General features: G+C 64.5%; 19 protein-coding genes, 1 pseudogene and 1 riboswitch. Of the genes and pseudogenes, 7 read left to right on the forward strand and 13 right to left on the reverse strand.

Going from position 1 to position 25,478, the window contains the following annotated elements; translation table 11 throughout:
- Positions 1-112: 112 nt before the first annotated feature.
- The 4 genes from ACU6XJ_RS07200 to ACU6XJ_RS07215 form a co-directional block, all read right to left on the reverse strand.
- A complete protein-coding gene (locus ACU6XJ_RS07200) occupies positions 113-1,120 on the reverse strand; it encodes a ribonucleotide-diphosphate reductase subunit beta (protein WP_476307896.1) in 1,008 nt (335 codons plus the stop codon).
- The gene (locus tag ACU6XJ_RS07205) at positions 1,117-3,429 is read right to left on the reverse strand and encodes a ribonucleoside-diphosphate reductase subunit alpha (RefSeq protein ID WP_476307898.1); all 2,313 of its coding nucleotides are present in this window, start codon (positions 3,427-3,429) and stop codon (positions 1,117-1,119) included. The genes ACU6XJ_RS07200 and ACU6XJ_RS07205 overlap by 4 nt, the downstream gene beginning before the upstream one ends.
- Positions 3,430-3,550: 121 nt before the next feature.
- A riboswitch (cobalamin riboswitch) is annotated at positions 3,551-3,789 on the reverse strand.
- 67 nt (positions 3,790-3,856) lie between these two features.
- Positions 3,857-4,642, reverse strand: a complete 786-nt coding sequence (locus ACU6XJ_RS07210) for an SGNH/GDSL hydrolase family protein (protein WP_476307899.1) — start codon at positions 4,640-4,642, stop codon at positions 3,857-3,859.
- 90 nt (positions 4,643-4,732) lie between these two features.
- A complete protein-coding gene (locus ACU6XJ_RS07215) occupies positions 4,733-5,371 on the reverse strand; it encodes an NAD-dependent epimerase/dehydratase family protein (protein WP_476307900.1) in 639 nt (212 codons plus the stop codon).
- Positions 5,372-5,542: 171 nt separating this feature from the next.
- Between ACU6XJ_RS07215 and ACU6XJ_RS07220 the strand changes: the two genes are divergently transcribed.
- A complete protein-coding gene (locus tag ACU6XJ_RS07220; RefSeq protein ID WP_476307902.1) occupies positions 5,543-6,304 on the forward strand; it encodes an alkaline phosphatase D family protein in 762 nt (253 codons plus the stop codon).
- Positions 6,305-7,158: 854 nt separating this feature from the next.
- On the opposite strand, the gene ACU6XJ_RS07225 is transcribed toward ACU6XJ_RS07220, so the two are convergent.
- The 6 genes from ACU6XJ_RS07225 to ACU6XJ_RS07250 all read right to left on the reverse strand — a co-directional run bounded on the left by ACU6XJ_RS07225 (position 7,159) and on the right by ACU6XJ_RS07250 (position 10,715).
- Positions 7,159-7,611 (reverse strand): Imm1 family immunity protein, encoded by a 453-nt coding sequence (locus tag ACU6XJ_RS07225; protein ID WP_476307903.1) that lies wholly within the window; start codon positions 7,609-7,611, stop codon positions 7,159-7,161.
- Entirely contained in the window at positions 7,608-7,970 is a 363-nt protein-coding gene (locus tag ACU6XJ_RS07230; protein ID WP_476307904.1) for a DddA-like double-stranded DNA deaminase toxin, read from the reverse strand. Before ACU6XJ_RS07230 ends, ACU6XJ_RS07225 begins: the two co-directional genes overlap by 4 nt.
- A gap of 163 nt (positions 7,971-8,133) precedes the next feature.
- The gene (locus ACU6XJ_RS07235; protein WP_476307906.1) at positions 8,134-8,400 is read right to left on the reverse strand and encodes a hypothetical protein; all 267 of its coding nucleotides are present in this window, start codon (positions 8,398-8,400) and stop codon (positions 8,134-8,136) included.
- A gap of 158 nt (positions 8,401-8,558) precedes the next feature.
- Positions 8,559-9,476 carry a hypothetical protein gene (locus ACU6XJ_RS07240; protein ID WP_476307907.1) on the reverse strand — a complete coding sequence of 306 codons (918 nt, stop codon included), beginning with the start codon at positions 9,474-9,476 and terminating at the stop codon, positions 8,559-8,561.
- A 54-nt stretch (positions 9,477-9,530) separates the two neighbouring features.
- A complete protein-coding gene (locus ACU6XJ_RS07245; RefSeq protein ID WP_476313835.1) occupies positions 9,531-9,902 on the reverse strand; it encodes an Imm1 family immunity protein in 372 nt (123 codons plus the stop codon).
- 324 nt (positions 9,903-10,226) lie between these two features.
- Complete coding sequence (locus ACU6XJ_RS07250) at positions 10,227-10,715, reverse strand: hypothetical protein (protein WP_476307909.1); 489 nt, start codon at positions 10,713-10,715, stop codon at positions 10,227-10,229.
- A 656-nt stretch (positions 10,716-11,371) separates the two neighbouring features.
- Between ACU6XJ_RS07250 and ACU6XJ_RS07255 the strand changes: the two genes are divergently transcribed.
- Positions 11,372-12,643, forward strand: coding sequence for a hypothetical protein (locus ACU6XJ_RS07255; protein ID WP_476307911.1), 1,272 nt, complete (start codon positions 11,372-11,374; stop codon positions 12,641-12,643).
- On the opposite strand, the gene ACU6XJ_RS07260 is transcribed toward ACU6XJ_RS07255, so the two are convergent.
- A complete protein-coding gene (locus ACU6XJ_RS07260) occupies positions 12,602-13,513 on the reverse strand; it encodes a phosphotransferase enzyme family protein (protein ID WP_476307912.1) in 912 nt (303 codons plus the stop codon). The genes ACU6XJ_RS07255 and ACU6XJ_RS07260 overlap by 42 nt on opposite strands.
- Positions 13,514-13,909: 396 nt before the next feature.
- On the opposite strand from ACU6XJ_RS07260, the gene ACU6XJ_RS07265 reads away from it, so the two are divergent.
- Genes ACU6XJ_RS07265 through ACU6XJ_RS07275 form a run of 3 tightly spaced genes read left to right on the forward strand, consistent with a single transcriptional unit; the run spans position 13,910 to position 17,111 of the window.
- On the forward strand, positions 13,910-14,137 hold the full coding sequence (locus ACU6XJ_RS07265) for a hypothetical protein (RefSeq protein WP_476307914.1): 228 nt from the start codon (positions 13,910-13,912) through the stop codon (positions 14,135-14,137).
- Positions 14,134-14,904 carry an ABC transporter permease gene (locus ACU6XJ_RS07270; RefSeq protein WP_476307915.1) on the forward strand — a complete coding sequence of 257 codons (771 nt, stop codon included), beginning with the start codon at positions 14,134-14,136 and terminating at the stop codon, positions 14,902-14,904. The genes ACU6XJ_RS07265 and ACU6XJ_RS07270 overlap by 4 nt, the downstream gene beginning before the upstream one ends.
- A complete protein-coding gene (locus tag ACU6XJ_RS07275; RefSeq protein ID WP_476307917.1) occupies positions 14,901-17,111 on the forward strand; it encodes a P-loop NTPase family protein in 2,211 nt (736 codons plus the stop codon). Before ACU6XJ_RS07270 ends, ACU6XJ_RS07275 begins: the two co-directional genes overlap by 4 nt.
- 984 nt (positions 17,112-18,095) lie before the next feature.
- Here ACU6XJ_RS07275 and ACU6XJ_RS07280 read toward each other — a convergent pair.
- A complete protein-coding gene (locus ACU6XJ_RS07280) occupies positions 18,096-19,721 on the reverse strand; it encodes a recombinase family protein (RefSeq protein ID WP_476307918.1) in 1,626 nt (541 codons plus the stop codon).
- Between the two features lie 72 nt (positions 19,722-19,793).
- Between ACU6XJ_RS07280 and ACU6XJ_RS07285 the strand changes: the two are divergent.
- A pseudogene (locus ACU6XJ_RS07285) lies at positions 19,794-20,603 on the forward strand (alkaline phosphatase D family protein); the annotation flags it as partial.
- Between the two features lie 55 nt (positions 20,604-20,658).
- Here ACU6XJ_RS07285 and ACU6XJ_RS07290 read toward each other — a convergent pair.
- Positions 20,659-22,257: a S8 family serine peptidase gene (locus ACU6XJ_RS07290; RefSeq protein ID WP_476307920.1), complete on the reverse strand. Its 1,599-nt coding sequence runs from the start codon at positions 22,255-22,257 to the stop codon at positions 20,659-20,661.
- Positions 22,258-22,540: 283 nt separating this feature from the next.
- On the opposite strand from ACU6XJ_RS07290, the gene ACU6XJ_RS07295 reads away from it, so the two are divergent.
- Positions 22,541-25,402, forward strand: coding sequence for an ATP-binding protein (locus tag ACU6XJ_RS07295; RefSeq protein WP_476307922.1), 2,862 nt, complete (start codon positions 22,541-22,543; stop codon positions 25,400-25,402).
- Positions 25,403-25,478: the final 76 nt, after the last annotated feature.

The raw sequence follows: 25,478 nt of genomic DNA on the forward strand, positions 1-25,478 counted from the left end.
TCTTGAGGCGCACAGGCCATCGTGACCAGCCCCGACCGGAGTAACGCCCCCGGGAGCCGTGACCGCGCGGTTCCGTGGCGAAGGGAACCGCGCGGCCACGAGCCCTTGGCGCCTAGAACTCCTCGTCGAGGGCCACCGAGCCGGTGACGCCGACCTGGTAGGCGGAGACGCGGCGTTCGAAGAAGTTCGTGAGCTCCTGGACGTCTTGGAGCTCCATGAAGGCGAACGGGTTGTGCGCACCGTAAGCGGGCGGCATCCCCAGACGGCGCAGCCGTTGGTCCGCTACGTAGCGCAGGTAGTCGTGCATATCGGTGGAGTTCATGCCGGGCAGCCCGTCGCCGCAGACGTCGGTGGCGAACTGGAGCTCCGCGGCCACCGCCTCGTCCAGCATGCGGGTGACCTCAGCGGTGAGCTGGTCGTCGAACAGCTCCGGTTCCTCGACGCGGACGGTGTCGACCACGCTGAACGCGAAGTTCATGTGCATGGACTCGTCGCGAAACACCCAGTTCGTGCCGGTGGCCAGGCCTTGCAGCAGGCCGCGCGAGCGCAGCCAGTACACGTAGGCGAAGGCGCCGTAAAAGAACAGCCCCTCGATGCAGGCGGCGAAGCAGATCAGGTTGAGCAGGAACGCCCGCCGGTCGGCCTTGGTGCGCAGTTCGGCCACGTTGTCGATGGAGTCGATCCAGCGGAAGCAGAACTCGCCCTTGTGCCGGATCGAAGGGATGTGCTCGATCGCGGCGAAGGCCTGCACGCGCTCCTCGTGGTCGGGCAGATAGGTGTCCAGCAGCGTCAGATAGAACTGGACGTGCACGGCCTCCTCGAACAGCTGGCGCGAGAGGTATAGCCGCGCCTCGGGGGCGTTGATGTGCTTGTACAGGTTGAGCACCAGGTTGTTCGCCACGATCGAGTCGCCGGTGGCGAAGAACGCCACCAGCCGCTTGACCAGGTGGTGCTCATTGGGGGTGAGCTTGGCCAGATCGGCGACGTCGGAGGCCAGGTCCACCTCCTCCACCGTCCAGGTGTTGCGGATGGCGTTGCGGTACTGCTCGTAGAAGTCCGGGTACCGCATCGGCCGCAGGGTCAGGTCCATGCCGGGGTCGAGCAGCATCGTGTTGGTCACTGGCAGGCCTCGCAGATCTCGGGATTCTCAAGGGAGCAGGCGACGGCGGCCGTATCGGCAGGCTCGGCGGTCACGGTGGTGAGCGCGATCCGGGTGGCCGGGCGGGAACGCAGGTAGTAGGTGGTCTTCAGACCGGCCCGCCAGGCGTAGGCGTACATCGAGGAGAGCTTGCCGATGGTCGGCGCGGCCATGAACAGGTTCAGCGACTGGCTCTGGTCGATGAACGGCATCCGCGCCGCGGCCAGGTCGATGAGCGACTTCTGCGGCAGCTCCCATGCGGTGCGGAACAGCCGCCGGGTGTCCTCCGGCAGGAACGCCAGCGCCTGCACGGAACCGTCGGCCTGCTTCAGCGCATCCCGGGTAGCGCGGTTCCAGCGGCCCTGCCGCTTCAGTTCGGCGACCAGCCAGGGGTTGATCTGGAGGAACTCCCCGGACAGCGTTTCGCGTTTGAACGCGTTGGACACCACCGGCTCGACGCATTCCGAGCAGCCCGCGATGGAGGCGATGGTGGCGGTGGGCGCGATGGCGATCAGCAGCGAGTTGCGCAGCCCGTGCGCGGCGACCCGCTCCCGCAGCGCCGTCCAGCGGTCGGGCTGGGTGATCGACGCGCCCGCGAAGTGGTCGACGTGCAGGGTGCCGCGGGCGGCCCTGGTGTCGGCGTAGTTCGGGTGGGCACCCAGGGTTTCCGCCAGCTCGCAGGAGGTCTCGTAGGCGGCGAGCGCGATCTCCTCGGCGATGCGGGTGGACAGCGTCAGCGCCTCCGGCGAGTCGAACGGCAGCCGCAGCGCGAACAGGACATCCGCCAGCCCCATCACGCCAAGGCCCACCGGACGCCACTGCCGGTTGCTGCCCGACGCGGCCTGCGTCGGGTAGTAGGAGAGGTCGATCGTGCGGTCCAGGAACGTCACCGCGGTGCGCACGGTGTCGGACAGCCGCGCGAAGTCCACGCCGTCGGCGGTCAGGTGCGCGGCGAGGTTGACCGAGCCGAGGTTGCACACGGCGGTGGCCTCGTCGCTGGTCACCTCCAGGATCTCGGTGCACAGGTTGGACAGGTGCACCACGTTGCCGGGCAACGCGGTCTGGTTGCACGCGCGGTTGGACGCGTCCTTGAAGGTCATCCAGCCGTTCCCGGTCTGCGCCAGCGTCTTCATCATGCGGCCGTACAGGCTGCGCGCGGGCACCTGGCGGACGGCGATATCGCGGCCCTCGGCTGCGCGGTAGGCGCGGTCGAACTCCTCGCCCCACAGGTCCACCAGCTCGGGGGTGTCCTTGGGGTCGAACAGCGACCACTGGCCGTCGGCTTCGACGCGGCGCATGAACTCGTCGCAGACCCACATCGCGAGGTTCAGGTTGTGGGTGCGGCGGGCCTCGTCGCCGGTGTTGTCCCGAAGCTCGAGGAACTCCTCGACATCGGCGTGCCAGGGCTCGAGGTAGACGCAGGCCGCGCCCTTGCGGCGGCCGCCCTGGTTCACCGCGGCCACCGAGGAGTCCAACGTGCGCAGCCACGGCACGATGCCGTTGGAGCGGCCGTTGGTGCCGCGGATCAGCGAACCGCGGGAGCGCACCCGGCTCCAGGAGATGCCGATGCCGCCCGCGTACTTGGACAGCCGGGCCACCTCCCCGTAGCGCTGGTAGATCGCCTCCAGTTCGTCGCGCGGCGAGTCCAGCAGGAAGCAGGAGGACAGCTGGGGGCGCCGGGTCCCGGCGTTGAACAGCGTCGGTGAGCTGGGCAGATAAGCCAGCCTGCTGAGCAGGTCGTACAACCGGGCCGCCTCCGCGACCGTCTCGGACAGGCCTGCCGCGACCCGCAGCAGGAAGTGCTGCGGGGCCTCCAGCACCTGCCGGGTCTCCGGGTGACGCAGCAGGTACCGGTCGTAGACGGTGCGCAGCCCGAAGTACTCGAAGCGGTCGTCGGCCTCGACGCGGACCAGGTCGCACAGCGCGGCGGCGTTGTCGGCGACGAAACGGGCGGTGTGGTCGGCGATGAGGCCCTCGGCGTGCGCGGCGGCGACCGAGGACGGGAAGTCCACCGCGCCGCCGTCGGCGGCCTCCTGGCGGATCAGGCCCGCCAGCAGCCGGGCGGCGAGTTTGGAGTACTGCGGGTCCTCGCCGATCAGGTCGGCCGCGGCGCGCACCGCGAGCTCGGTCGACTCGCGGCGGCCGGTGTGCGGGGTGCGGCCCCTGCGGACCGCGTCGACCACCCGGTCGACGTCCACATCGGACAGATCGGCGGCGTGCGCGGCGATGTCGCCGGTGAGCACGTCGAGATCGGAAACCCCGGGTGCCGCGATGGCATCCGTGACGGTCACTGCTCTCTCCTCGCGAGCTAGACGAAAGCCCGGGGCGCGAGGAGCACAACGGCTGATGAGGGCGCGACAAAACCCCAGCCGTCGCGGGTTTTCCCTCGAAACCCAGGACACGCGCACGCACCTCGCGTGCGCACCGTCGGCAGGTCTTCGGACTCGCGGGCACGTGCCGGTCGGCCGACCGGCACTTCCTACTGACCGTCGCTTCCCGTGTCGCTCACACAGTGCTTCGTTGACGGCGGTCGTTCCCGCTCACCGCTGCGGGGCAGTCCCGGTTTCGCACCGGGTTCCCTGTTGGAGAGCTGTCGCTCCTTGCCTCGCCCGGTCTGGCTGACCGGGCGAACCAACGGCAAGGGTGATCATACATATAGTGGCGCCAGAAAATCTGACCACTACCTGTTGGGTGTGTCGCGCTCCAAACGGCTCGTGATCAGCCAGTCACGCCTTGCAGACTGGGCAGGTAGCCGTGCCGCTGTCCGGCCGCGTTGGGGTGGTAGGACTCGTTGCGGTTGGTGAGGCTGAGGGTGTTGATCCAGGCGGGCGAGCCGCAGACGCCGTGGTGGTCGAACACCCAGCGGGTGTCCACGAACCGCACGCCGCTCGCGGCGGCCTGCTCCTGCATGACGGCGGCGAGCGTGTCGGCGCCGCGGTTGAGCATGGCTCGTTTGGCCGCGCTCAGCGTGGCGGCGCAGCCGTTGGATGGCGTGAACAGCCTCGGGTAGCCCAGCACCACCACATGGGCGTTCGGGGCCCGGCCCTTGACCTCGGCGAAGAGCCGGTTCAGGTTGCCGCGCAACGGACCGCGGGCATTCGCCTCGCCTTGGGCGACCGCCTGCTCGCAGGCGGCCTCGCTCTGTAGGTGGCAGGTGGTCAGCACGTCGACGAAGCCGATGTCGTTGCCGCCCGCGGTCATCGTGACCAGGTCGGTGCCGCCGTTGAGCGCACCGAGTTGGCCCGCGACGACCTCGCCGGTGGTGGCGCCGGAACAGGCGGCGAAGGAGAACGAGCCCACCTGGTGCATGTCCTTCCACAGCACGGGATACGCCTTGGGGCTGCGGGCGCAGCCTCCTCCGCTGTACGGGCCGCCGGTGCCGACGCCGGAGGAGTAGGAGTCGCCAAGTGCCACGTAGTCGATCGGGGCCTTGGCCGCGGCGGCGGGAGTGACGGCTGCCGCGAGTGTGATCAGGACGGCGACGAGTAGTCGATGAGCGCGCACGGAAGCCTCCGGGAAAGGCGGGAATTCGGGCGGAACGCCCTTAAAGGGCTACCATGTTGATCATGCCTCGGCCGCGCCAAGCACCCGATTTCATCCGGTGGGGGACCACCCGGTGAGTTTCTTGTACAACGCGTTGGACACCGGCTCGCCGTCGTCCACCACGTTGTAGATCCCGCTCGGCACGGTCAATGCCGCCACGAGTGCCTGCCCGACGGCGTCGATGTGCAGACAGGACACCAGATCCGTCCGCGCGGTGTTCGTTCCCGACCCGTACAGCAGGCCGAAACGCAGCACGACACCGTTGCGGCCGTCACTGGCGAAACGCTCGGTCTCGGCCTCAGCGGCCAGCGCGGAACGCAGGTGGTCGGCGACGGCGCGGACCGGGGTGCGCTCGTCGGCGGGCTCGCCGGGCGGGTAGATGAAGACGATGCTCGGCTGCACGTAGGTCAGCACGCCGTTGTCCAGCGCCGCGTCCACCAGCAGCCGGGACGCCTTGGTCCGCAGGCGATCGTTCTCCGCCCAGGCGCTGGGCAGACCGCGGCGCTCCGCGGGCGGAATCCGGGTCGCGAGGTGGTAGATCACGTCGATGCCGCGGGTCGCTTCGTGCAGCGCGGCCTCATCGAACAGATCCAACTCGTCGCGGCTGGGCGCAAGCACCTCGTGTGAGCCCAGCAGCGGAACCAGCGCCCGGCCCAGCACTCCTGAGCCGCCCGTGATCAGAATCCGCATCGGTCCAATCCCCCCATGACCCGACTGTCCGCCTCCTTCAAGTCGTGCGCACGCGAATCTGTTCCCCATGGAAAGGTTTTCACGTTCACCCTTCGTCCGTGTCGTGCTCATGTGCAGGCCACGATCGGCGGGTTGGGTGGGTCGACTGCCCACCACCACTGGGAGGACCCCATGTCGTTGAACCGTCGAGACCTGCTGCGCGCCGCCGCTGCCGCCGGTGGACTCGGCCTGGCCTGGCCGCTGAGCAGCACGCTCTCCCCCGCCCAGGCCCGGGCCGCCGCCGAGGCGCTCGGCGCGTCCTGGGATGCCGCGCCGTTCACCCTCGGCGTCGGCTCCGGCGACCCGCTGGCCGACAGCGTCGTGCTCTGGAGCAGGCTGGCCCCGGAACCGCTGGCCGACACCCAGAAGCTCGCCGACACCGTCGAGGTCGAGTGGACCGTGGCCACCGACCGCGACCTGCGGCGCCGCGTCCGGTGCGGCAAGGTCGCCGCCACCGCGGCGGGCGGGCACAGCATCCGAGTCGCCGTCGACGGGCTCGAACCGGGCCGGGCCTACTTCTACGGTTTCACCGCGCTGGGCAAGCGCAGCCGCACCGGCCGCACCCGCACCGCGCCCGTGGGCAAGGTGGACTCGGTCCGCTTCGCCTCCGCCAACTGCCAGGCCTTCCACGACGGCTTCTACGCCGCCCACAAGGGGATCGCCGCGGAGAACCTTGACTTCGTGGTGCACCTCGGTGACTACATCTACGAGCACGGCAAGGTCGGCGGCGACCACGTCCGCGACCACGAGAGCGGTGAGATCCTCACCCTCGCCGACTACCGGCGCCGCCACGCGCTGTACAAGGGCGACCCGTCGCTGCGTGCCGCGCACGCCGCGCACCCGTGGTTCGTGACCTGGGACGACCACCACGTGTATCAACTAACAACAGCATAGCACGTCTTCCAGCACCGGCCCGGCCGCTGAACGGGGGTTAGCGGACGCGCGTATTCGCTGGTGGGAGGGTTACAGTGGGGCATGAACGAGTCGGAGACCTCCCGTAATCCGGGCGATGGCCGTTCGCCCCTGGAGTGCTTCAAGGCGGGGGGCGGTGTGCTCGACTCCCTGAGTCCGTTGTCGCGGGCCATCCTTGAGGATGCCGAACTGAGTTGGCGTGAACGCCATGACCCCGTTTTCGCTGGTGGCGAGTTCGAACGTTGGCCGATTAAGACTCCGCCGCATTCTTGGGGCTGATCAGTCCGGTGCGGCAGCAGTCAGAGCGGATCACGAAAATCCAGGCCGCACCCGAGACGGCGGATTGAGGTATCTCTGCCCCGGATACGGCCTGGTCTTCTACACGCTGGCCTTCGGGTGCGTACACAGGAAAACCGACGCCAGCAGCTTTTGATCAACTCAAACTAGGAAGACTCCGAATCGGAGTCCTGCCTATTGGCCGATACTCTGAACTAGTTCACCGGTTAGTTCTTCTACGAAGCGATGGAAGTTTCGTATTGCGTCGGCGAGTTCTTCTAGCTTCATCAGGGGGGCACCAATTTCGGAGTCCATCCGGTCCTCGAATCGCGTGCCTTCCAACAGTGCATTGATGGCGTGGTTTCCGTCATCGAATTCCCTTCGAATGGCCTCAAGGGGGGCCACCGAAAAATATTGCTGAGCCAGTCCCATAATTTGACCGGCAGTATTTTCGACGTGTTGCCTCAAACTATCCAATGACGCTGCTGCTTCCTTCCGAGATTCAACTCATCAGTCGAGCCCTCAGAGTACCGAGGTGGCAACGACAATGCCGAGCGCCATCAAAACCCTCCAGTCGGGTGCGTGGTGCGCACGTTAGCCGCCTGACCCTTCAGGATTGTTTCCTGTTCCCTGGAGTCGTACGGCTCCCATTGGACCAAATCAGAACGACCACCATCGGCGATGAACTTTTCTACGACAGAAATCACCGTGTCAATTGGATGCTCTGTCCCGACCGGAAAGACTCTATCGGTCCATTCTCCCACTTCATAGGTCACAGGCTCCGTGTTCTGCCCTCCCGTCGCGATATACGACGTATGGAGCGCAGTCCAAGTAAGGGTTCCCACGCAGGGGCCCAATCCGACGGAGAGAGAAGGTCCATTTATGCCCCATACTTCGTCCTGCACGCTTCCGTCAGGCCGTTCTAAGACCCATCGGACACGAGGCGCATCGGGGTTGGAACAATAGTCACGGATCTCCCTTAGAAGCTCTTGCCCTTGCTCGAGAACATTCACCGTGGGTTCTTCCCCTCGTACGTAGCTATAAACGTTTTCTTGCCGTCTTCGTCGGTGCCGTAGACATGCAGTCTATACCCGCGTGGCAGGAAGCCCTGCAAGTACTGGTGGCAACCAGGAGCTTTCTCCAAGTCTTTGCGGTAACCGCATGGAGTCCGATTGATGATCAACTCTGTTTCGGTGCTTCCAGACTCAATCATCCAGGCTGCGGTTTCAAACTCCACGTGGCTATATAACTCGGCATCCCAAAATTCTTTCGGAGCATTTATTTCATGACCTCGCTTGGTTACTTTGACAGACCAGTCCTCCATGCCAGGCTTGAACTCAAAAACTTTCGACTGATCTTTCTGTCGGGCCAAACCCCTTACGGGGAGCCCACTTTTCGGCGGGGAATATCTCTCCATCAGGTGCGCACCCCAAGTCGCTGCTGCTGGGTAATTGTCTCCATTAGGGGACCGAACTGATTTGGGTCGCTCTCGGGCTTGTCCTGTTTGTCTTGTGCCCTGAGGATGAGACGACAGGTTAGAATCCTCCTTGAAATCGGGCCATCAGCCCGTCAATGGCTTGACTCGTCTGCTGAACCGCCTGCTGGGCGTTATTCAGATTCGCGATGACGGCCTCGCAAGGTCCGGAGACGGCAGCGAAAGCATCTGTGTTGCCAAGCGCGTTCTGCATCAACGAAAACAACTCGTCAGCAGATCGTGTTACCTCCTGAATGGCTCCATCGAGCTCGCCGCTCTGCTGCGATCCCTGTGCCAACAATGCCAAGGTTTCTTCATGCGTCGCCATGGGTTCCCTTCCTGGTTTTCCTTGCGAGTCTGCCGAGGGGGTCTGACAGTTCCGGGCCTGCGAGGGCAAGCCCGGAAGATGTTCACTCGAATGTCCTAGCCTAAGTGGCAACCCGATGAGTGGCTTTATCGCCGATAGGAATGTTCATATTCCGGATTTCAGTCAGCCGGATCAGAGTTGGGCTCTTTGGTCAGGTGCTCCATTATTTCCTCGGCGATGGCCCGGATACCTTGATTGAACTTGCGAATCTCGTTATTCATGCTGTAGATGGCAGAGGTTGCGTAGACCGTGAGCATCTGAGCCCTTTCTCCATACCGTGTATCAGCCATTAGATCCGAGATAATCTCCGCGCCTTCTTCATAGTCGGTCTGTAGTGCTTCAAGCGGTTCGAGCGAGAAATACTCCCTTATGACAGATTCCAGCTTCGCTGAGATACTGGCGTTGGCGTCATATAGCGCAGGCAAAGACCTATTCCGATCGGTCGGCACATTTGAACTTGGGGCGTAGGATCGAGCTACCGGGGGACTTGCGCCACCTGGATCATCCTTTCGTTCACGCACTACTTCGCCAACGATGTCGTACAGCAAATCGAATGATGGAAGTTCGCGCATGTTTGGCAGAGCTTCGGCAACCCATTCAACTTGTCGTCCATTCGCTATGATGCTCGGAGGAGCAGCAACAAAATGTCCAGAACCTGCGTACACGGCGCCACCGGTATCCCGCCTGACCCGCCACATTTCGATTACATGGTTTGGATCCTTTTGTGCAATAAAGACCCAGCGTTTGCAAATCGCGGTCCGAATGATCGGGAGGTCATCGTGGTTGCATGTTCCGGTGTCATGCGCAGGTACGGAATCGTAAGTCTTGACATAACGCGAACGAACCTCTTCGCCGATATGTTCCGGAACGGATATCGTCGCCATGCCGTCGAGAATCCTCAACGCCATGTAATCTTCATCAGGCCTGAAGAGGGACCAGCCGCATTGTTGTTCGTAGAACTGAGCAGCGGCGTTCAAAGCCTCACGGTATTCTACTTGTTTCGCGCTGCTGGCGACGTTTTCCGCCGGTATCGCCATTGATGCCACCTACTTCTGAGGATGGATGAGTGAGTAGGACTTTGCCGGATTTTCCTAGTAAGGGTCGTACGGACGCCACTCGATCAGCGTTGGACGTTTCCAGGTCCCTAGCCACTGGTGAAGGGCTGTGCGAGCTTGGGAAATTGGGATCGCGGCGGTACGTGGGAAAAATTGCCGGCTTGCGCCGCTAAAGATCAGATTGGAATGTGAAGGGCAGCCTGAAGAATTGAACGACATGGCAGCGGGCATATTTGAATCGTCGTGATCAAGATAGAAGAGAGCGGCGCAACCCGCATCAGGTTTGACACTGATACGCATTCGGTGATTTGGGAATGGGCCATCCTTGCTAGTATAGAATTCGACATTGCCGACAGACATCTCTGACTCATAGTCCACGTGATCGGTTGTGAGGATGTCTTCAATCATCCGCAGGACGTCCTTCTCGCCGTAAGCGGCGCGGGCGACACATGTAGTGAGAGATGCAGTGACAATCACGCCTTAAACCAGCCAATCACTCAAACTTATCAGTAGAACAATTTATGTTTTCGGTGTGACGTTGATGCCGGCCAGCATTGGCAACACGATCCACCCATGCTCGGCGTTCGTACCGCCGCGAAAGCTCCATGGCTGTCACTGTCATGAGTTGAACGAATAGGATAACGACGATCGTCCAAATTCCGCAGATGCACAACGCCGGCGCGTGATCGAACTGTCGATACATTGCTGCACAGCTCCGTCCGGCAGAACTCGTTAATCCACTTCTGCCATTTCGCTGAGGTAATCGGACGCGATCCCAAATTTTGGGAATTTCGGCGCATGCAACGATGGCGGTCTGACCCACTCCACTTGTCCGAATTTTAGGGTCGTCGGTGGTAGTACGACGGAATCGCCGGCAGAGCAGTACACCCGACGCGGTAGGCGACGGATAGTCGGAATCACCTTTTCCACATCAACCCTGACCAGGAAAAGCCATCGCTGGGAGTCAGAATCAATTGGGACTTGAATGATCGGCGCATCATGACCGTTGACTTCAAGTAGATGCCGAAGGTTCTCGCCCAGAGGTGCCCGAGGAAGAGACAACGCCGCCATATTGGGTGGCAGGTCCAGCCGCAGATAATTGGGGGCCGTCCATGTCACGCGCCAGCCGAGAAGCTCTTCATAAGCCCTGACTGCGTGGCTGATACCCGCGTGGTGTGCTGCCGCATTCCGAGGACATGTGTCGACATGAAGGCTTGCCATCGCCTTACCACCTGCTTGTGAGGGTTCGCCGATGCGCTGCGAACGGGGTCCGGTTTGGAGGGCAGCTCCAGGCCCCGGCTCGGTCGGGGGTCGTGCCAGAGACCCGGAGCGCCCGATATCGACGCTGTCATCGGCGGTGAGCAGGGTCTATGTAAAAGGCGGCATACCTTATTCCTGCCTGGAATAACCGCAGGTCACAGGCGGTACCTTCGGCCTGGCGCCCGCTTGGTGGTATAGCCGAGCGAGTGAATGTACGCTGGTCAGCACGGGTATGGAGGGGATCAGGCGCCAACTTGACCAGCAGCAGGAACTCAGCGGCGAACAGTGCGCGGCATCCGCACCAGCGGGCGGCAGGCAGCAGAGCGAACCCGCCCGTGGTTCGACGCTGCGAAGGCTGCGGCGCGGTGCTCGCGGCCGATAACACCTCACCGCGTTGTGGAACCTGCCACAAGGACGCGTATCTCGAAAAGCCATGTGTGCACCCACGTCATTTCTTCGAGACAGATGAATTCTTCGCCGCCTTCGACAGTCGCCACATAGGTCGCGTGTTCCACGCCTATCGAACCCATAAGTACCACCTAAACACACTCGGTAAGCCGCTCCCGCAGGAAACGCTAGCTCGCTGGCTTGGACTCCAACAGTCCACAGTAAGCAAGTTGGAGAACGGCAGATCAGACGAAAAGAACACGGACGTTCTCGAACATTATGCGAGGATACTTCATCTGCCGGTGGATCTCCTGTGGATACGCGAAGAAGGATATTTGCGGCTCGATGGGGTTGAACAGGCGGCGCTTAATGGTGCTGTAAGCGCGGATTACCCCGTGGAGCTTGAGCATAGTGTCACGGCTATTCGCGCGCTCACTCAGCTTCAGCAGGGAAAAAATCCCCCTTCACTAGAGGTGGTACCGGAGGCATGGAGTTCAATCCTAGTTCGATGGTTTGTATCTGCTGATACCGAGCGAGAGTTGCAGCCCGCGGAGCCTCGTAAAGTCACGGAATTCGACGTGGAAGCTCTGCGGGATGCTACGGCAATGTTTGCGAACTTTGACTATAAGTTCGGAGGCGGGCGCCCAAAGCTTTTGGTTACCAAATACCTCGAAACCGAGGTCGCACCGCTGTTGCCTCACGTGACGCCATCCACGAAAGTAGGCAGAGAATATCTGTGCGCAGCTGCGGCAATGACTCGCCTAGCGGGGTGGACTGCGTACGATACTGGCGCGCACGGACTAGCCCAACGTTATCTAACGCAGGCTTTCCGGCTAGCCAAAGCAGCAGGGGACAAAGCTCTTTGTGGTCGGATTTTGGCTGGCATGTCCCATCAGGCCAACTTTCTCGGCCACTACGTCCAAGCTGCTGATCTCGCGCGGGCAGCACATCAAGGTGCACGGAAACATGCCACACCTACGGCGATGGCGTTGTTTCACGCAATGGAAGCGCGTGCACTGGCTTCGCAAGGAAGGGAAGCGGATACGACCAAAGCCCTGCTAGAAGCGGAATCGTGGCTGAGTCAAAGCCGACCCGAAAATGACCCTGCCTGGATTAGCTACTTCGATAAAGCAGAACTGCATGCGGAGTTTGCGCATTGCTTCCGAGATCTAGGTAAACCTTCATTTGCCGAGAAGCATGCCGCAGCGTCAATCCAGGAGTCTGCTAATCTGTATGTGCGTAGCTTGTCGTTTTGTCGGACTGTGTTGGCAACATCGCATCTACAGTCGAATGACATCGATCAGGCACTTATCGTAGCTCGGGACGTTGTTGAGACTGCCGCTGTACTCAAATCGTCTCGCACTGTCTCGTATCTGACTGATTTTTGCCGAAGGTTGGAGCAATATTCCGGCCACGCCCAGGTCAGGGAATTCCGTGAATACATCGCGCTACAACTTCCGTCAGTTGGCGTGCCATTGGCGGGTCCGCTGATCGTCCCTTAAGTCTCTGATCCGCTTGTGTATCTCAGCATCCACCTTCGGATTCTGTCCGATCTGCTGGGCAATCCACGTGGTCATATTTAGCTCTCGCGCGGCTCTCAAGGTGTCGAAGCCTGACCACTCAATTGGATCAAATCCGTACGCCGAAACAAATTCCCGATAGTCGTCCTCCGTGATCCAATTTAGAGCCTTGTAGCGAACGGCCTCAACAACTACATCCCACTCCCGAGGGCCATAACAGAAATCCTCGAAATCGATCAGCTTGATCTCTCCGCCTGCGACCCGTAGGAGATTGTTAGTATGAGCATCACCATGTACGGGTCCGGGCGGAAGCTCGAATTCTACTTTGGTGAATCGTTCCTCAAGTTCTTTGGACCTATTCCGAAGAAACGCCACGTCGTCATCGGGTATGAGGCCATCCGGGAAAGCAGCGATACGAGAGAAGACTTTAGGCATGGGCTTAAAGCGCGGTAGGGAAAATTTCTCAGGTGCAGGAAGATCATGTAGCTTGCGCAACATCAGCCCAAGATCTGCCGACGTAACCGGCTTGTCGTCCTTATCGAGCAATTCCCAGAATGTGACAGGCACATTATCGACGACTAGCGGCCTCTCGAATCCGCGAGCGAGTCTCACAGCCGGGAAATCGTGCGATTCGAGCCAATTCGCGACATTCGCTTCCTTGTGTGCCGCCTCAACCGAACGTCCGATTCGAACCATTATGCCGTTGGCGGGTAGCTGATAAAGCGCATTCTCACCCAGTCTCGCCAGGGTCGCAGTGGGGCAGTTCAACCCGACAATGCGGCAAACTTGCTCCAGAATTTCGCGAGTGGTGTCCGCCGTGAACTGCATCTTGCGGCTGGGCTCCAAGCTCATGCGCTCCTTATCTGCGTGCCCTTCCCTTCTCCGAGCCAACGCTACGGCGAAGGTCCGTGCCTGTCCACGCCTCAGTGTGGCACCTGGAGACAGGTCACGTCAGATGGAGCGAAGAACCGCCCCGGAGAAGCTCGGTCGCAGGCCGCCCGGCCACGCATGCACCTAGAGCTCTCCTGGGAGAATCCGATCGATTGATCGTTATTCCGGACAGGAATAATCGCGGGATTGTTATGTCCGCGACGGAATATTGATCTTCGGGTCGAAAGTTCTTCAGTATGCCTAACGCTTTCTGACCTGCGGTTATTCCACCGTGGAATGCAGCATTCCCAGGCATTCATGGTTGTCGGCGCCGATTCGCGGCGTACTAGTCCCATGAATACAAACGAGCAGGGCCGGATGGCCTGGAACGCAATGGGTATCGAGAAGTGGGAGCGGTTGCAGGCGCGACTGTTCCGGTTGGCTGAGTTGGGTGAAGCCCTCGAAGAGGTCGCCAATGGCCCTATGACGACGTGGCTGTATCGGGAGATCGAGACGGAAGCCACGCGGGTTGCTGAGGTGGCCGGGGGCTACATCGATGAGTGTGAGCGGCGGGACCGCTGCCCGAAGGGTGGTGGTGGCCGATGAGCACCCGCGTGTATCCCCTGCCCCTAGAGCAGCTTGTTCCTGCCGTTCGGCAGTTGGCGGTGGAGCTGGGTGAGATCCCCTCGCGCAACACGGTGATGACCCGGTTCCGGGTGGGTGCGCCGAAGGCATCGGCCGCACTCGCGGAACTGGCACCGAACGCGGCCGGCTCCCGCAGTGGGGAGCCGGCGGGAAGCCCGGAAGGCGACTCGCCGGAGGCCGAAACCGCCTCGGTGCAGGCGTCCTGCAGGACGGTCGGCGACCGTTCCGCGGAGCAGGTGTTTTCCCAGGTGGTTGGGGTCGGACACCCGGTTTCGGCGGGTGGGCGGAGGCCGGTTGCGTCGTGGCCGTTGTGGTTGTTGGCGCTGCCCGCGTTCAGCGCGGTGTGGTCCGGTTGGGTCGGGCTTGGGGAACTCACCGGGTTCGGTGTGGTCCACCCGCTGCCGGGAATCGTGGACGGTTTCCGGCTCAACACCGCGATCACGCTTCCGATCGGGTTGGAGGCCTACGCGGTCTATGCGTTGCGGGTGTGGCTGTCGGGTGCGGCGCTGACCCGGCAGGCTCGCCGGTTCGCGGCGTTCTCGGCGCTGGGCTCGCTGGTCCTCGGCGGGCTGGGACAGGTGGCCTACCACCAGATGAAGGCCGCCGGCGTGCTGGTGGCGCCCTGGCTGGTGACCACCATCGTGTCCTGCATCCCGGTCGCCGTCTTGGGCTGCGCTGCCGCCCTTCACCACCTGATCAGCACCGATGGTCAGGAGGTGGCCCGATGACCACGAAGACAACGACGGGAAGGCATCGCGCCACCACCAAGCAGGCGGAAACCGAAGAGCGGCCGGGCCGGCGTGTCCGGCTGGCGGCCTGGTGGCAAGCGCTCCTGCTCACGGTCGATGAGTTGGCGGCCTGGTGGGCGTTGTGGCTGGGTCGGAGTGTGCTGGTGGCACGGGTGGCCAACGGCATGAAGTCCGCCTGTACGGCATCGGTCCGCACGGCCCGCGCGGTGCTGGGCTGGCGCGGCTGGGCACGCCTCGCCGGCGTAGTGGTGTGCGTGCTGCGGGCGGTTGGTCGTTGGTGTGCCCCGTATGTGCGGGACGCGGGCGGTTGGGTGCGGTACAGCCTGCCGCCGCTGGCCGGTCGGCTGCTGCGGCGCGCGTTGCGCCGGTTCGTCCGCTGGGCGCCACGCGCGTTCGCGAGGCTGCTCGTGTACGTGCTGGTGGGTTGCGGGTGGCTGCTGCTGCGGTTGTGGCGGTACCTGCTGGCCTACCCCGAATACTCCGGGCTGGTGCGGGAGGCCGACGAGTTGGCCCTTTACCGGCGGGCCAAAGGGTTGCGGGAAGCGTGGAAGAAGACCGCCGGTCGCCGTTTGCTGCTGCTGGTGGCCGTGGTGCTGGCCGGATGGTGGGGTGTCGGTTGGCTGGTCGCCCACTACGGGTGGCGCGCAGAGTACGGGTTGATCCTCGGCGGGGTCGTGGTGCTGGCGTTGGTGGGCCGCGCGGTGCGGCCCACCCCGCCGGGCGATGCCGAACCAGAAGCGGAGGAAGAGGCGGAGGACGCGCCTTTTCCGATCGCCGACGCGCACACCCGCACCGAGGCGGCGGAGTGCGTCACGCGGGCGCTGCAGGCGGAAGGGATCGAGTTGCGTTCGGCCGGCGAGGCCGCACGTCAGCCATGGGGTTGGGAAGTCCCGATCATCCTTCGCACCGGCACCCCGGCCGGCGTGATCAGCCGCGCTGAGGCGCTGGAAACCACGCTCGATCTGCCCTCCGGCGGGTTGCTGCCCACACCGGATAGGTCACGGCGGGCGCGGGTGGTGCTGCGCCTGGTCCAACGTGACCCGTTCCAAGACATGGGCCAGGCCCCGTATCTGCAACCCGGCTCGGTGTCCATTCGGGACGAACTGATCATCGGTCGACGCATGGACGGCACCGACTTGTCCTTGTGCCTGCTGGGTGTTCACGGCGTGGTCATCGGGACACCGGGGTCCGGCAAGTCGGTCACGCTGCGGACGCTGGCGGACCGGGTGGCCGCGTGTCGGGATGCGGTGGTGTGGGATCTGGACCCCGCCGGTAATGGTCTGGACCTTTTGGGAGAGTCGGTCGGGCGGCGGGAGCGCAGCCCGCGCGGCATCGAAACCGCGCTGGCGGATGCGGTGGCGTTGGCGTCGGCGCGGCCGGGGATGTTGTATCCGCTGGGCATGGGCGAGGCGTGGCAGCCCAGCGAGGACCGTCCCGCGGTCGTGATCTTCATCGATGAGTACACCCGCCTCACACCAACGGCGAAGGCGCTCGCGGTGGAATTGCTCCGCATCGGCCGCAAATCGCGGGTCACCGTGATCCTGGCGTCCGCCGAAGCAACGGTGGACACCTTGGGTGACGCGATCGCCGACACCACGGCGCTAAAGATCATGCACGCGTCACGGCATGCCGATGTGCGGTTGGTGTTCGGGCCGAACATGATCGCCGAAGGATGGCGACCGGACCGGCTTCACCCCGCAACCGGAGAATCACCGGAGGACGCGGGCTGCGCCTACGTCAACGCCGCTGCCTCCCGCGAACCGATCGTGTCGAAGGTCTATCCCCTCGATGGAGCGGAAGCCTACGAACGCGGCTCCCAGCGAGCCATGCACGGCGTGCCTCGCATCGATACGGAGTCATGGGAGCGGGCGCGGCAACGACGCCGCGAAGAGCCTCTCAACGCCCCCGGCAAGCATCGGACGACAGAGCCGGACATCGATCACCTGGTGATCGCTGACGTGCTCGACGCGTTCGGCACCGACACCCGTTTGTGGACAGAGGAACTGCTCAACCGGTTGGCGACCGTCAACGACAAATACACGGGGTGGAGTGCTGATGATCTGGCGGGCGCGTTGCGTCCGTTGGGGGTCGGGCCGGGACAGATCAAACAGGGTGGGAGCAACCGGCGCGGCTACGACCGGAAGATCATCGACGCCGCCGTGCGCACCTGGCGGGAGCGATCATGACCCCCGCTACTCCGCCGCTACCCGGTAGCGGGCAGGTAGCGGCGGCCAGATCCCACAAAACCGGCCTTGACCAGCACGGTAGCGGGGTAGCACCCTCCAACGGCAAGACACCCGTCAGCGGGGCCGCCACGCCTACAGGCACCGGGAAGGCACCCGCCGCCGCGACAGGCCGCTACCCGCTACCAGCGCCCACCAACCGCGCCAGGTGCAGCCCCTCCCCCACCCTGCGGGGGAGGAGCCACACAAGATCGGGAAAAAATAGTTGGGCGCCTGTCGACGGTCCGATAGACGTTCCTGCCGGGCTACCGATTGAGCTACCTGTTAGAGCGGAAGCCCCCACGGTCGGCATCGCCGCTGCTCAACCGCTACTAAAGGGCTACCGATGCTTCGCCCGACTAGCCCCCCAAATGGAAGAAACCCAAGGGGGGAGACGTCCGGCGGAAGAAACCCGCCGCCGGCATGTCCAAAACGGAGGCCATTTCCGGAGTTCAGGGGTGCAGCACTTTCCACCCCCCGGAAAGGAGGCCACCACGCAGTGACCCCCCAACCACACAAGATCACCGACAACAGAACAGGAAACGGAAGTGTTGATCATGACCGGGATTCTCAGCAGCAGCCGACCGACACCAACAACGGTGACGCTGCACCGAAGACCAACCGGTCACGAAAACGGTCACGACCCACCCGCAGACCAGCGGCCACCACAGCAGCACCGACCACCGAAGGAGGTGAACACCGCGACCGTTCGGACTTCTCGGCGACTCTCACAAAGGGACCGGACGGCGCCCTGTGGGTGAGCGTCGACGGGGCGGACATCCACGAAGTGACCGCCAGGATCAATGCGGTGTGCGAAGTACTGATACCGGCGCAACCACCCGGTAGGGACCCGTAACGGCCCCTGATCGCTCTGCCGCCCGCACAACAAGGGAACCCCCTCCGCCAGGTTGGCGGAGGGGGTTTCCCTGTGTGTGGGGTGACCGTGGTCTAGTTCTCGCCGCGCTCTGACTTCTCAGGTTGTGGCCAATCAAGTAGATCCGTGATTTCCACCATGTCGCCGGTATCGCCCGCCCGGTCGTACCATTCGGCGACTTCCGGCATTGCTTCCCGCCAATCGTCCGGCAGACGCCAACGAGCCGACCACCTGCCATCTGTCCGCTTCTGCACCGCGAACGCGAATCCCAATTCGAGCCACCGCAAACGCCTGTCTTCCGCTGACATTCCCGCAAGCTCTTGCTGCCAAGTGCGGTCGGTCGGAACCCACTGCACCCCTCCGGGGTCGGCTGGAAGTGCACGCAATGTATCGATGTCGGCCAGGATCTTTTCCCCGTCCTTCATGATCCGCTGCCTGTCTGCCGGCGACTTTACCCGCGCCACGCCGGACATCAGTTTACCGTATTCCCGCTCCAACTTGGCGATTTCATTCGCATGACTGGTAGGCGGCAGAACAATACGCTCCCGAACCGGGACCATTGCGAAGATCTTATAGAACGCCTCTAGTGCCATCGGTTCTATTTCCTCCGCCCGCATCCCAAGACCATGCCGACGCGACGGGCAGCGCCAGTATCGGTATTCGTACTCGACTGCGGTTCCATCTTTACGGGTCCGCTTTTGGTAGGCGATACGGTGCCACAAGGGTTCAAGACATTCGGCGCATACCAGTACACCGGAGAACTCGTAAGGCTGATTGCTGCCCCTGGACTTCCGTCGCGCTTTTTCGTCCAGCCGGGCCACTATTTCCGCTTGCTCGGCTGGCTCGAAGATTCCGAACTCGACAAGATCCGGATTTTCCAGCAACCGGCGGAGCGGCGTGCCCTTCCATTCGTACCCTTTGAGTTCGACCGTTGCGGGGTCTTCCCCGCGTCGTTCCGCAGCCAGTTGCAATTGCCTGTCCCGTGGTGTCACAACTTTGTTTGCCGTCAACCATTCGCACATCTGGGCAAGGCCCTTCCCTTCCCGCGCCAACTTGGAAAGGGCATGAAGGATCTTGACCGCATACGGGTCAAGTCCGAGAATCCATCCGCCGCCGGGCAACTGTACCGGCATAGTGCCGTAAATGTGGCCTTCCCCCGCCCAGCGACCCGCTTCTTTGAGCGCCGCTTTCGAATCGCGGAAACGCTCTTTCATCCGTTCGCGTTCGATGCGGGCAAACGCGGCAATCAGCGTGATCATGAACTCGGACATCGAATTGCTGGAATCGATACCTTCCGCAATACAGATCAGCCGCTTACCTCGCGCCCTCAGCCATTCCAGCAAGGTAAGCGCGTCCATCACATTGCGCACCAACCGGTCCAGCTTGGAAACAACTAGCGTCTTCCACGGCTGCGGCGGCGCATCGGACAACCACACCCTAAGCCCGTCTCTCTTATAAGGCTCCAGATCCCCGGAAACGTGCAAATCCTCCACGGTCGCGACAACCGGCAGGTCATAGGCATTCGTCCATCGGTGCGTCTCCCGCGCCTGCACCTCGCTTGACATGCTTTCATCCGAGTAGTGCGATTGCCGGACGTAGCAGAGTGCGGCGTCGTCGTCTGACGTGAACGGGACGACCACGGCCCGGTCGCTTGTTTGCTTCTTGAACCGGTGGCGTTTCCGGGGTGTCGGTGCGCTCATGATCCGCCATCCTCGCTGGTAGGAGCCCTAGCTAGTGTAGTTGGCTGACACACTTCGTGGGACCACGAGGTCGTCAACGACTACAGCGGCACCACCGCATCGCAGAGCTTCGTCAAGCGCCGTGCCGCCGCCTACCAGGCGTGGTTCGAGCACATGCCGGTGCGGGCCGCCGACCCGGCGGCGCCGCGGGTGCACGGGCAGCGGATGTGGGGCGACCTGCTGGAGCTGACCATCCTGGACCTGCGGCAGTTCCGCTCGGCGCAGAACCTGCCCAACGGCACCATCCTCGGAGCTCAGCAGAAGTCGTGGCTGAAGGAGCGGGTCTCCGGCGCGGGCGACGCCTGGCACTGCTGGGTCAACTCGATCATGCTCAGCCAGCTCGCGAAGACCGGCGGCGGCTACTACTTCACCGACCAGTGGGACGGCTTCATCGCCGAGCGCAAGGAGGTGCTCACCCACGTGCACGACGCGGGCATGAAAGACCTGGTAGTGATCACCGGCGACTGGCACTCGGCGTTCGTGGACGACATCCGCCCCGACTTCGACGACGTCACCTCACCGGTGATCGGCACCGAGTTCACCGCGCACTCGGTCACCTCGGGTGCCTACTCGGCGGAGTGGAACAAGGCCAACGGCCCGGTGATGGGCAAGGCCAACCCGCACCTGAAGTACTTCGAGGGCAACCGCTACGGCTACGACGTCTACGAGGTGACCCCGCGGCGCTGGAGCACCCACATGCGCGTCATCGGCGACCGCCGCGACGCGAACTCCCCGGTCACGACGCTGACCACCTTCCACGTCGACCGCGGCAAGGCGGGCTCCTACGAGGACCCCGCCACGATCGGCTCCCCCGCCCAGTACCGCCGCCAGTCCCGGACTTAGTGTCCCAAGTCCGGAGGGAGGGCCGCTCGGGCGGGCCTCCCTCCGGGTGGAGTTCTCAGAGCTTGAGGCTCCAGCTGTCGACGGTGCCGGTGTCGAAGCGGTGGGTGTCGCGGACCTGGAGCTTCCAGGTGCCGTTGCGGCTCTCGCCGGAGGCGTTCACCGAGAAGGTCTGGTGGACGCCCGCGGTGCTGCTCTCGCCGCCTGCCTTCTTGAGGTTGGTCACGGCGCCGCTGGGGGCGATCAGGTCGATGACCAGGTCACCGGTGTAGGGGTGGTTGATGTTGACCTCCACGCCCAGCGCGGAGGGGGCCTTGCCGTCGCAGCTGGTGACGTCGATCGTGCTGGTCACGGCGTCGCCTGCGTCCGGGATGGCCAGGTCGTCGGAGTTGGACTTGGTGCCGCAGGCGCCCGGGTCCGGGTCGGGGCTGCCGCCACCGGTGAAGTTCAGCGTGTAGAGCAGCTTGTTCGGCGAGCCCGAGCCGGGGTTCTTCACCGCGCCGTCGGTGGCGTTGTCCACCAGCGCCTTGACGACGTCGGCGGGCGAGGCGGTCTTGTTGCCCTGGAGGTAGAGCGCGGCGGCGCCTGCCACGTGCGGGCTGGCCATCGACGTGCCGGTCATGTTGGTGCTGCCGTTGTCGCTGCTGTGACTGGCCGAGGTGATGTTGGTACCCGGCGCGAAGATGTCCAGGCAGCGGCCGTAGTTGGAGCCGCCGTTGCGGTTGTCGTTGTTCTGCGTGTTGCCGACGGTGATGACTTCGGGGATGTCCGCTGGGCCGGTGTTGCAGGCGTCGGCGCCCGCGTTGCCCGCCGCTGCGACGAAGGCCACGCCGGACTTGTACAGGCCTGCCAGGGCCTCGTCACCGATGTCCTTGGTGTCGAAGGTCCAGCTGGCGTTGACCACGGCGGGCTTGACCGCGTTCTTGGTCACCCACTCCACGGCCTGCACGCCGTCGGAGTCCGGGGCGCTGCCGTTGCAGCCGAGCATCTTGACGCCCACCAGCTTGGCCTTCTTGGCCACGCCGTACAGCTTGCCGCCGATGGTGCCGGACACGTGGGTGCCGTGGCCGTTGCAGTCGTTGGCGTCGGGGTCCTCGTCGACGAAGTCGTAGCCGGACTTGGCGCGGCCCTCGAACTCGCTGTGCGTGTAGCGGATGCCGGTGTCGGTCACGTAGACCGTCACGTCCGCCGCGGTGGTCTTGTACTCGTAGTTCTTGTTCAGCGGCAGTGCCTTCTGGTCGACCCGGTCGATGCCCCAGGTCGCGTTGGGCTGCACGTCGGCCGCCCGCGCGGTGCCGTCCTGGAACACCCGCTTGACCGCCGGGTCCGCCGCCAGCCTGCGGGCCTGCTGCTCGGAGAGGCCCTTGACGTGGAAGCCGTGCATCGAGGCGGTGAAGACGCTCTTGAGGTCGCCGCCGTAGTTCTTGGCCAGCGATGCCGAGGTGGCCTCGATGGCGGCCGCCGTCGAGGTGGTGCGGGCCGACTCGGCCAGCGACACGATGAAGCTGCCGCCCTCGGCGGGGCTGCTCGCGCGGACGAACTCGGCCTCCGCCGGGGCGGCGACGGCCGTGCCACCACCCGCCGCGAGCGCGGCGACGGCTGTGACGGCAATGAGGCCCAGCAGGGACATGCGGCCCGACGGCCGGATGCGGTTCATCAGTGTTCCTCCGGGATTTCTTCGACGGCCACAGGGGAAGCAGCCGAGCGATCTCGCAAGGGATGGAACTGCTGTGCGGAGTGCAGGCGGCACTGTTGGACAGGGAAAACAGGGCAACAACGCCACTGCGCCACCATCGCCGCGAGCGGGAGCGCGGAACAATCCGGGTTTTGACAGGTAGGGGTACGCGTCTTTATCACCTTGGCTCAGCCGCGCCAGTGACCTTAAGCTGCTTAAGGCCTATGTGGTCACCGCCACAGAGGTCTCGACGAGGGAGCAGGTAATGGCGCAGAACCCTGCCGGCGTCGGTTCGACGCTGCTGCGCACCACTTCTCCTGTGTTGGTCGGTCGTGAGACCGAGCTGCACACGCTCCTCGACCTGATGTCGCGGCCGAGGACAGTGGTGTTGATCGAAGGCGAGGCCGGGATCGGCAAATCCCGCCTGGTCAGAGAATTGCTGGCACACCCCGCTTTGGCGGGCGAACTGGTTCTTATCGGACATTGCCAGCCGCTGCGAGAACCGTTTCCCTACGGCGCGGTGCTGGAGGCGCTGCGGAGTATCGGCGACCGCCTTTCCGCGCCGCTGAGCCCGCTGGTCGGGGTGCTCCGCCCGCTGCTGCCCGAGATCGCCGACCGGCTGCCGCGGCAGCCCGCCCCGCTGGGTGATGAGTCCGCCGAACGGCACCTGATGTTCCGTGCCGTGCGCGAACTGCTGGCCGCGGTCGGACCGGCGATCCTGGTCATCGAGGACCTGCACTGGGCCGACGACGGCTCTCGGCAGCTACTGCGGTTCCTGCTCACCGACCCGCCGGAGACGCTGGCCACGGTGCTCACCTACCGGCGCGAGGACACCCCGCGCGGTATGCCGCTGGGCAGCGCGTACCGGCCGCCGCCTTCCTCCGGCGCGGTGCTGACGCTGAACCCGCTGGATCCCGAGGGTGTGCGCAGGATGGCGGGCGCCATCATGGGCGGCGCCCCGGTGTCCATGCCGTTCGCGGTGAAGCTGCATGAGCGCACCGCGGGCATTCCGTTCGTGGTGGAGGAGGCGCTGCGCTCGCTGCGCGACCCGGTGGGCGCGATCAGCGCGGACGGCGTGCTGGCCCGGCGGCTGCTGGATGAGATCGAGGCCCCGGTGCTGCTGCGCGAGGCGATGGCGGAGCGGCTGGCCGGGCTACCGGAACAGGCCCGCGACATCACCCACGCCGCGGCGGTGCTGGGCGTGCCGTCCACCGCGCACCGGCTCAACGAGGTGGCCGGGCACGACGGCGACGTGCTGGAGATGCTGATCCACGCGCTGCGGGCGGGCGTGCTGCGGGAGCTCGGCGACGACCGGTACGGCTTCCGGCACACGCTGGCCCTGCAGGCGGTGTACGACACGCTCAGCGGCCCCGAGCGGCAAAGGCTGCACCTGCGGGCGTTGGAGACGCTGCGCACCGAACGGCCGCAGCCGCTGGTCCAGCTTGCCGAGCACGCCCGCAAGGCGGGTCGCACCGAGGACTGGCTGCACTTCGGCGAACTGGCGGCCGCGTTCGCGCACGAGATCGGCGATTCGGCCACCGCGACGGGGATGCTGCTCAAGTTGTTGGACGAGCAGTTCCTGGAACCCGCGTTCGTGGACCGGCTGGCGGTCAAGCTGGCCGCCGTCGCCAGGACCGGGCTCGACCAGCACGACCCGGTGGAGACCTTGCAGCGGGTGCTGACCGACCACCGCCTCTCCCCCAAGGCGCGCGGCGAGGTGCGCCTCGGCCTGGGTTTCCTGCTGGTGCGGCAGGAGGACAGCCTGGTGCTGGGCCGCCGCAAGCTGGAGCAGGCCATCGAGGAACTGGCGGACTACCCGGACCTGGCGCTGCGCGGGATGGCGGTGCTGGGCCAGCCCTTCATGGGTGTGGTGCCGCTGCACGAGAACCTGGTGTGGCTGCGGCGGGTGGACGAGGCCATCGAGAGCTGCGAGGACCGCGAGCTCAAGGTCACCCTGATCGCGAACAACGCCGTGTCCTGGATGCACACCGGTGATCCGGTGGCCTGGCAGATGGTGCATCGGATTCCCGCCGAGCCCGCCAATCTGGAGGAGCGGCGGCAGCTTGCCCGCGCCAACTGCAACCTGGCCGACGCGTGCACCGTGCTCGGCCACTTCGAGCACGCCCGCAACTTCCTCAAGCGCGGTCGGGCGCTCGCCGAGGGCTGCGGCATCCCGTGGGTGCAGGCCACCGCGCTGTCCACCGAGGTGCGGCTGGACTACCTCACCGGCCGGTGGTCCGGGCTGGCCGACCGCGCCGCGCGGCTCACCGAGACCTACCGCGAGCTCCAGCCGGTGTTCACCGAGCTTTCGCTGGTGGAGGGTCTGCTGGCGATCGCGACGGGCGAATGGCACCAGGCCGCGGAACGCCTGTCGCACACCGGGATCACCGCGCCGTCGGAGTCCTTCCCCACGGTCAGCGTGGCGGCGTTCGGCGGCATGACCAGGCTGCTGCTGTCCCAGGGCGATGTGGCGGGCGCCTGTGCGCAGGCCGACCGGGGCATGGCGCTGGTGCGTCGCAAGGGCGTCTGGGCGTGGGCCGGGGAGCTGGCCCCGTTCGCGGTGTCGGCCTATCACGCCGCGGACCGCGACCGCGATGCCGAGCGGCTGGTGGAGGAGCTGACGGCGCAGGCGGACAACATGAACTCGCCGCTGACCAAGACGGCGCTGGTGACCTGCCAGGGCATGCTGCTGGCCCGGCGTGGCGAGCATGAGCGGGCGATCCAGCGGTTCGCCGCCGCGCGGGGTGACGGCTGGAGTTACTTCACCGGGCTGATGCTGGAACAGCAGGCCGATTCGGAGCTCGCGGTGGGTGACGGCGCCGGTATCGAGACGATGAACGCGGCCACCGAGGTCTTCGTCAACCTCGGTGCGACCCGCGACGCGGCCCGCTGTCAGCACAAGCTGCGGGATGCCGGCGCCGCGAAGCCGTCCCGCCGGGGCAGGCGCGGCTACGGCGACCAGCTGTCGCCGCGGGAGCAGGATGTGGCGCGGCTGCTGGCCAACGGCCACACCAACCGCGAGATCGCCAACGTGTTGTTCCTGTCGCCGAGGACGGTGGAGCAGCATGTGGCGAAGGTGCTGCGCAAGCTGGGCGTCGGCTCCCGCCAGGAGCTGGTCAACCGCTGACGCACCATTCGCCGGGGAGCCGCCACGCGACGGCCGTGTCGCGACTTCGGGCCGGGATTCGCGCTCCAAGCCCTGT

Source organism: Actinorectispora metalli (assembly GCF_056323685.1).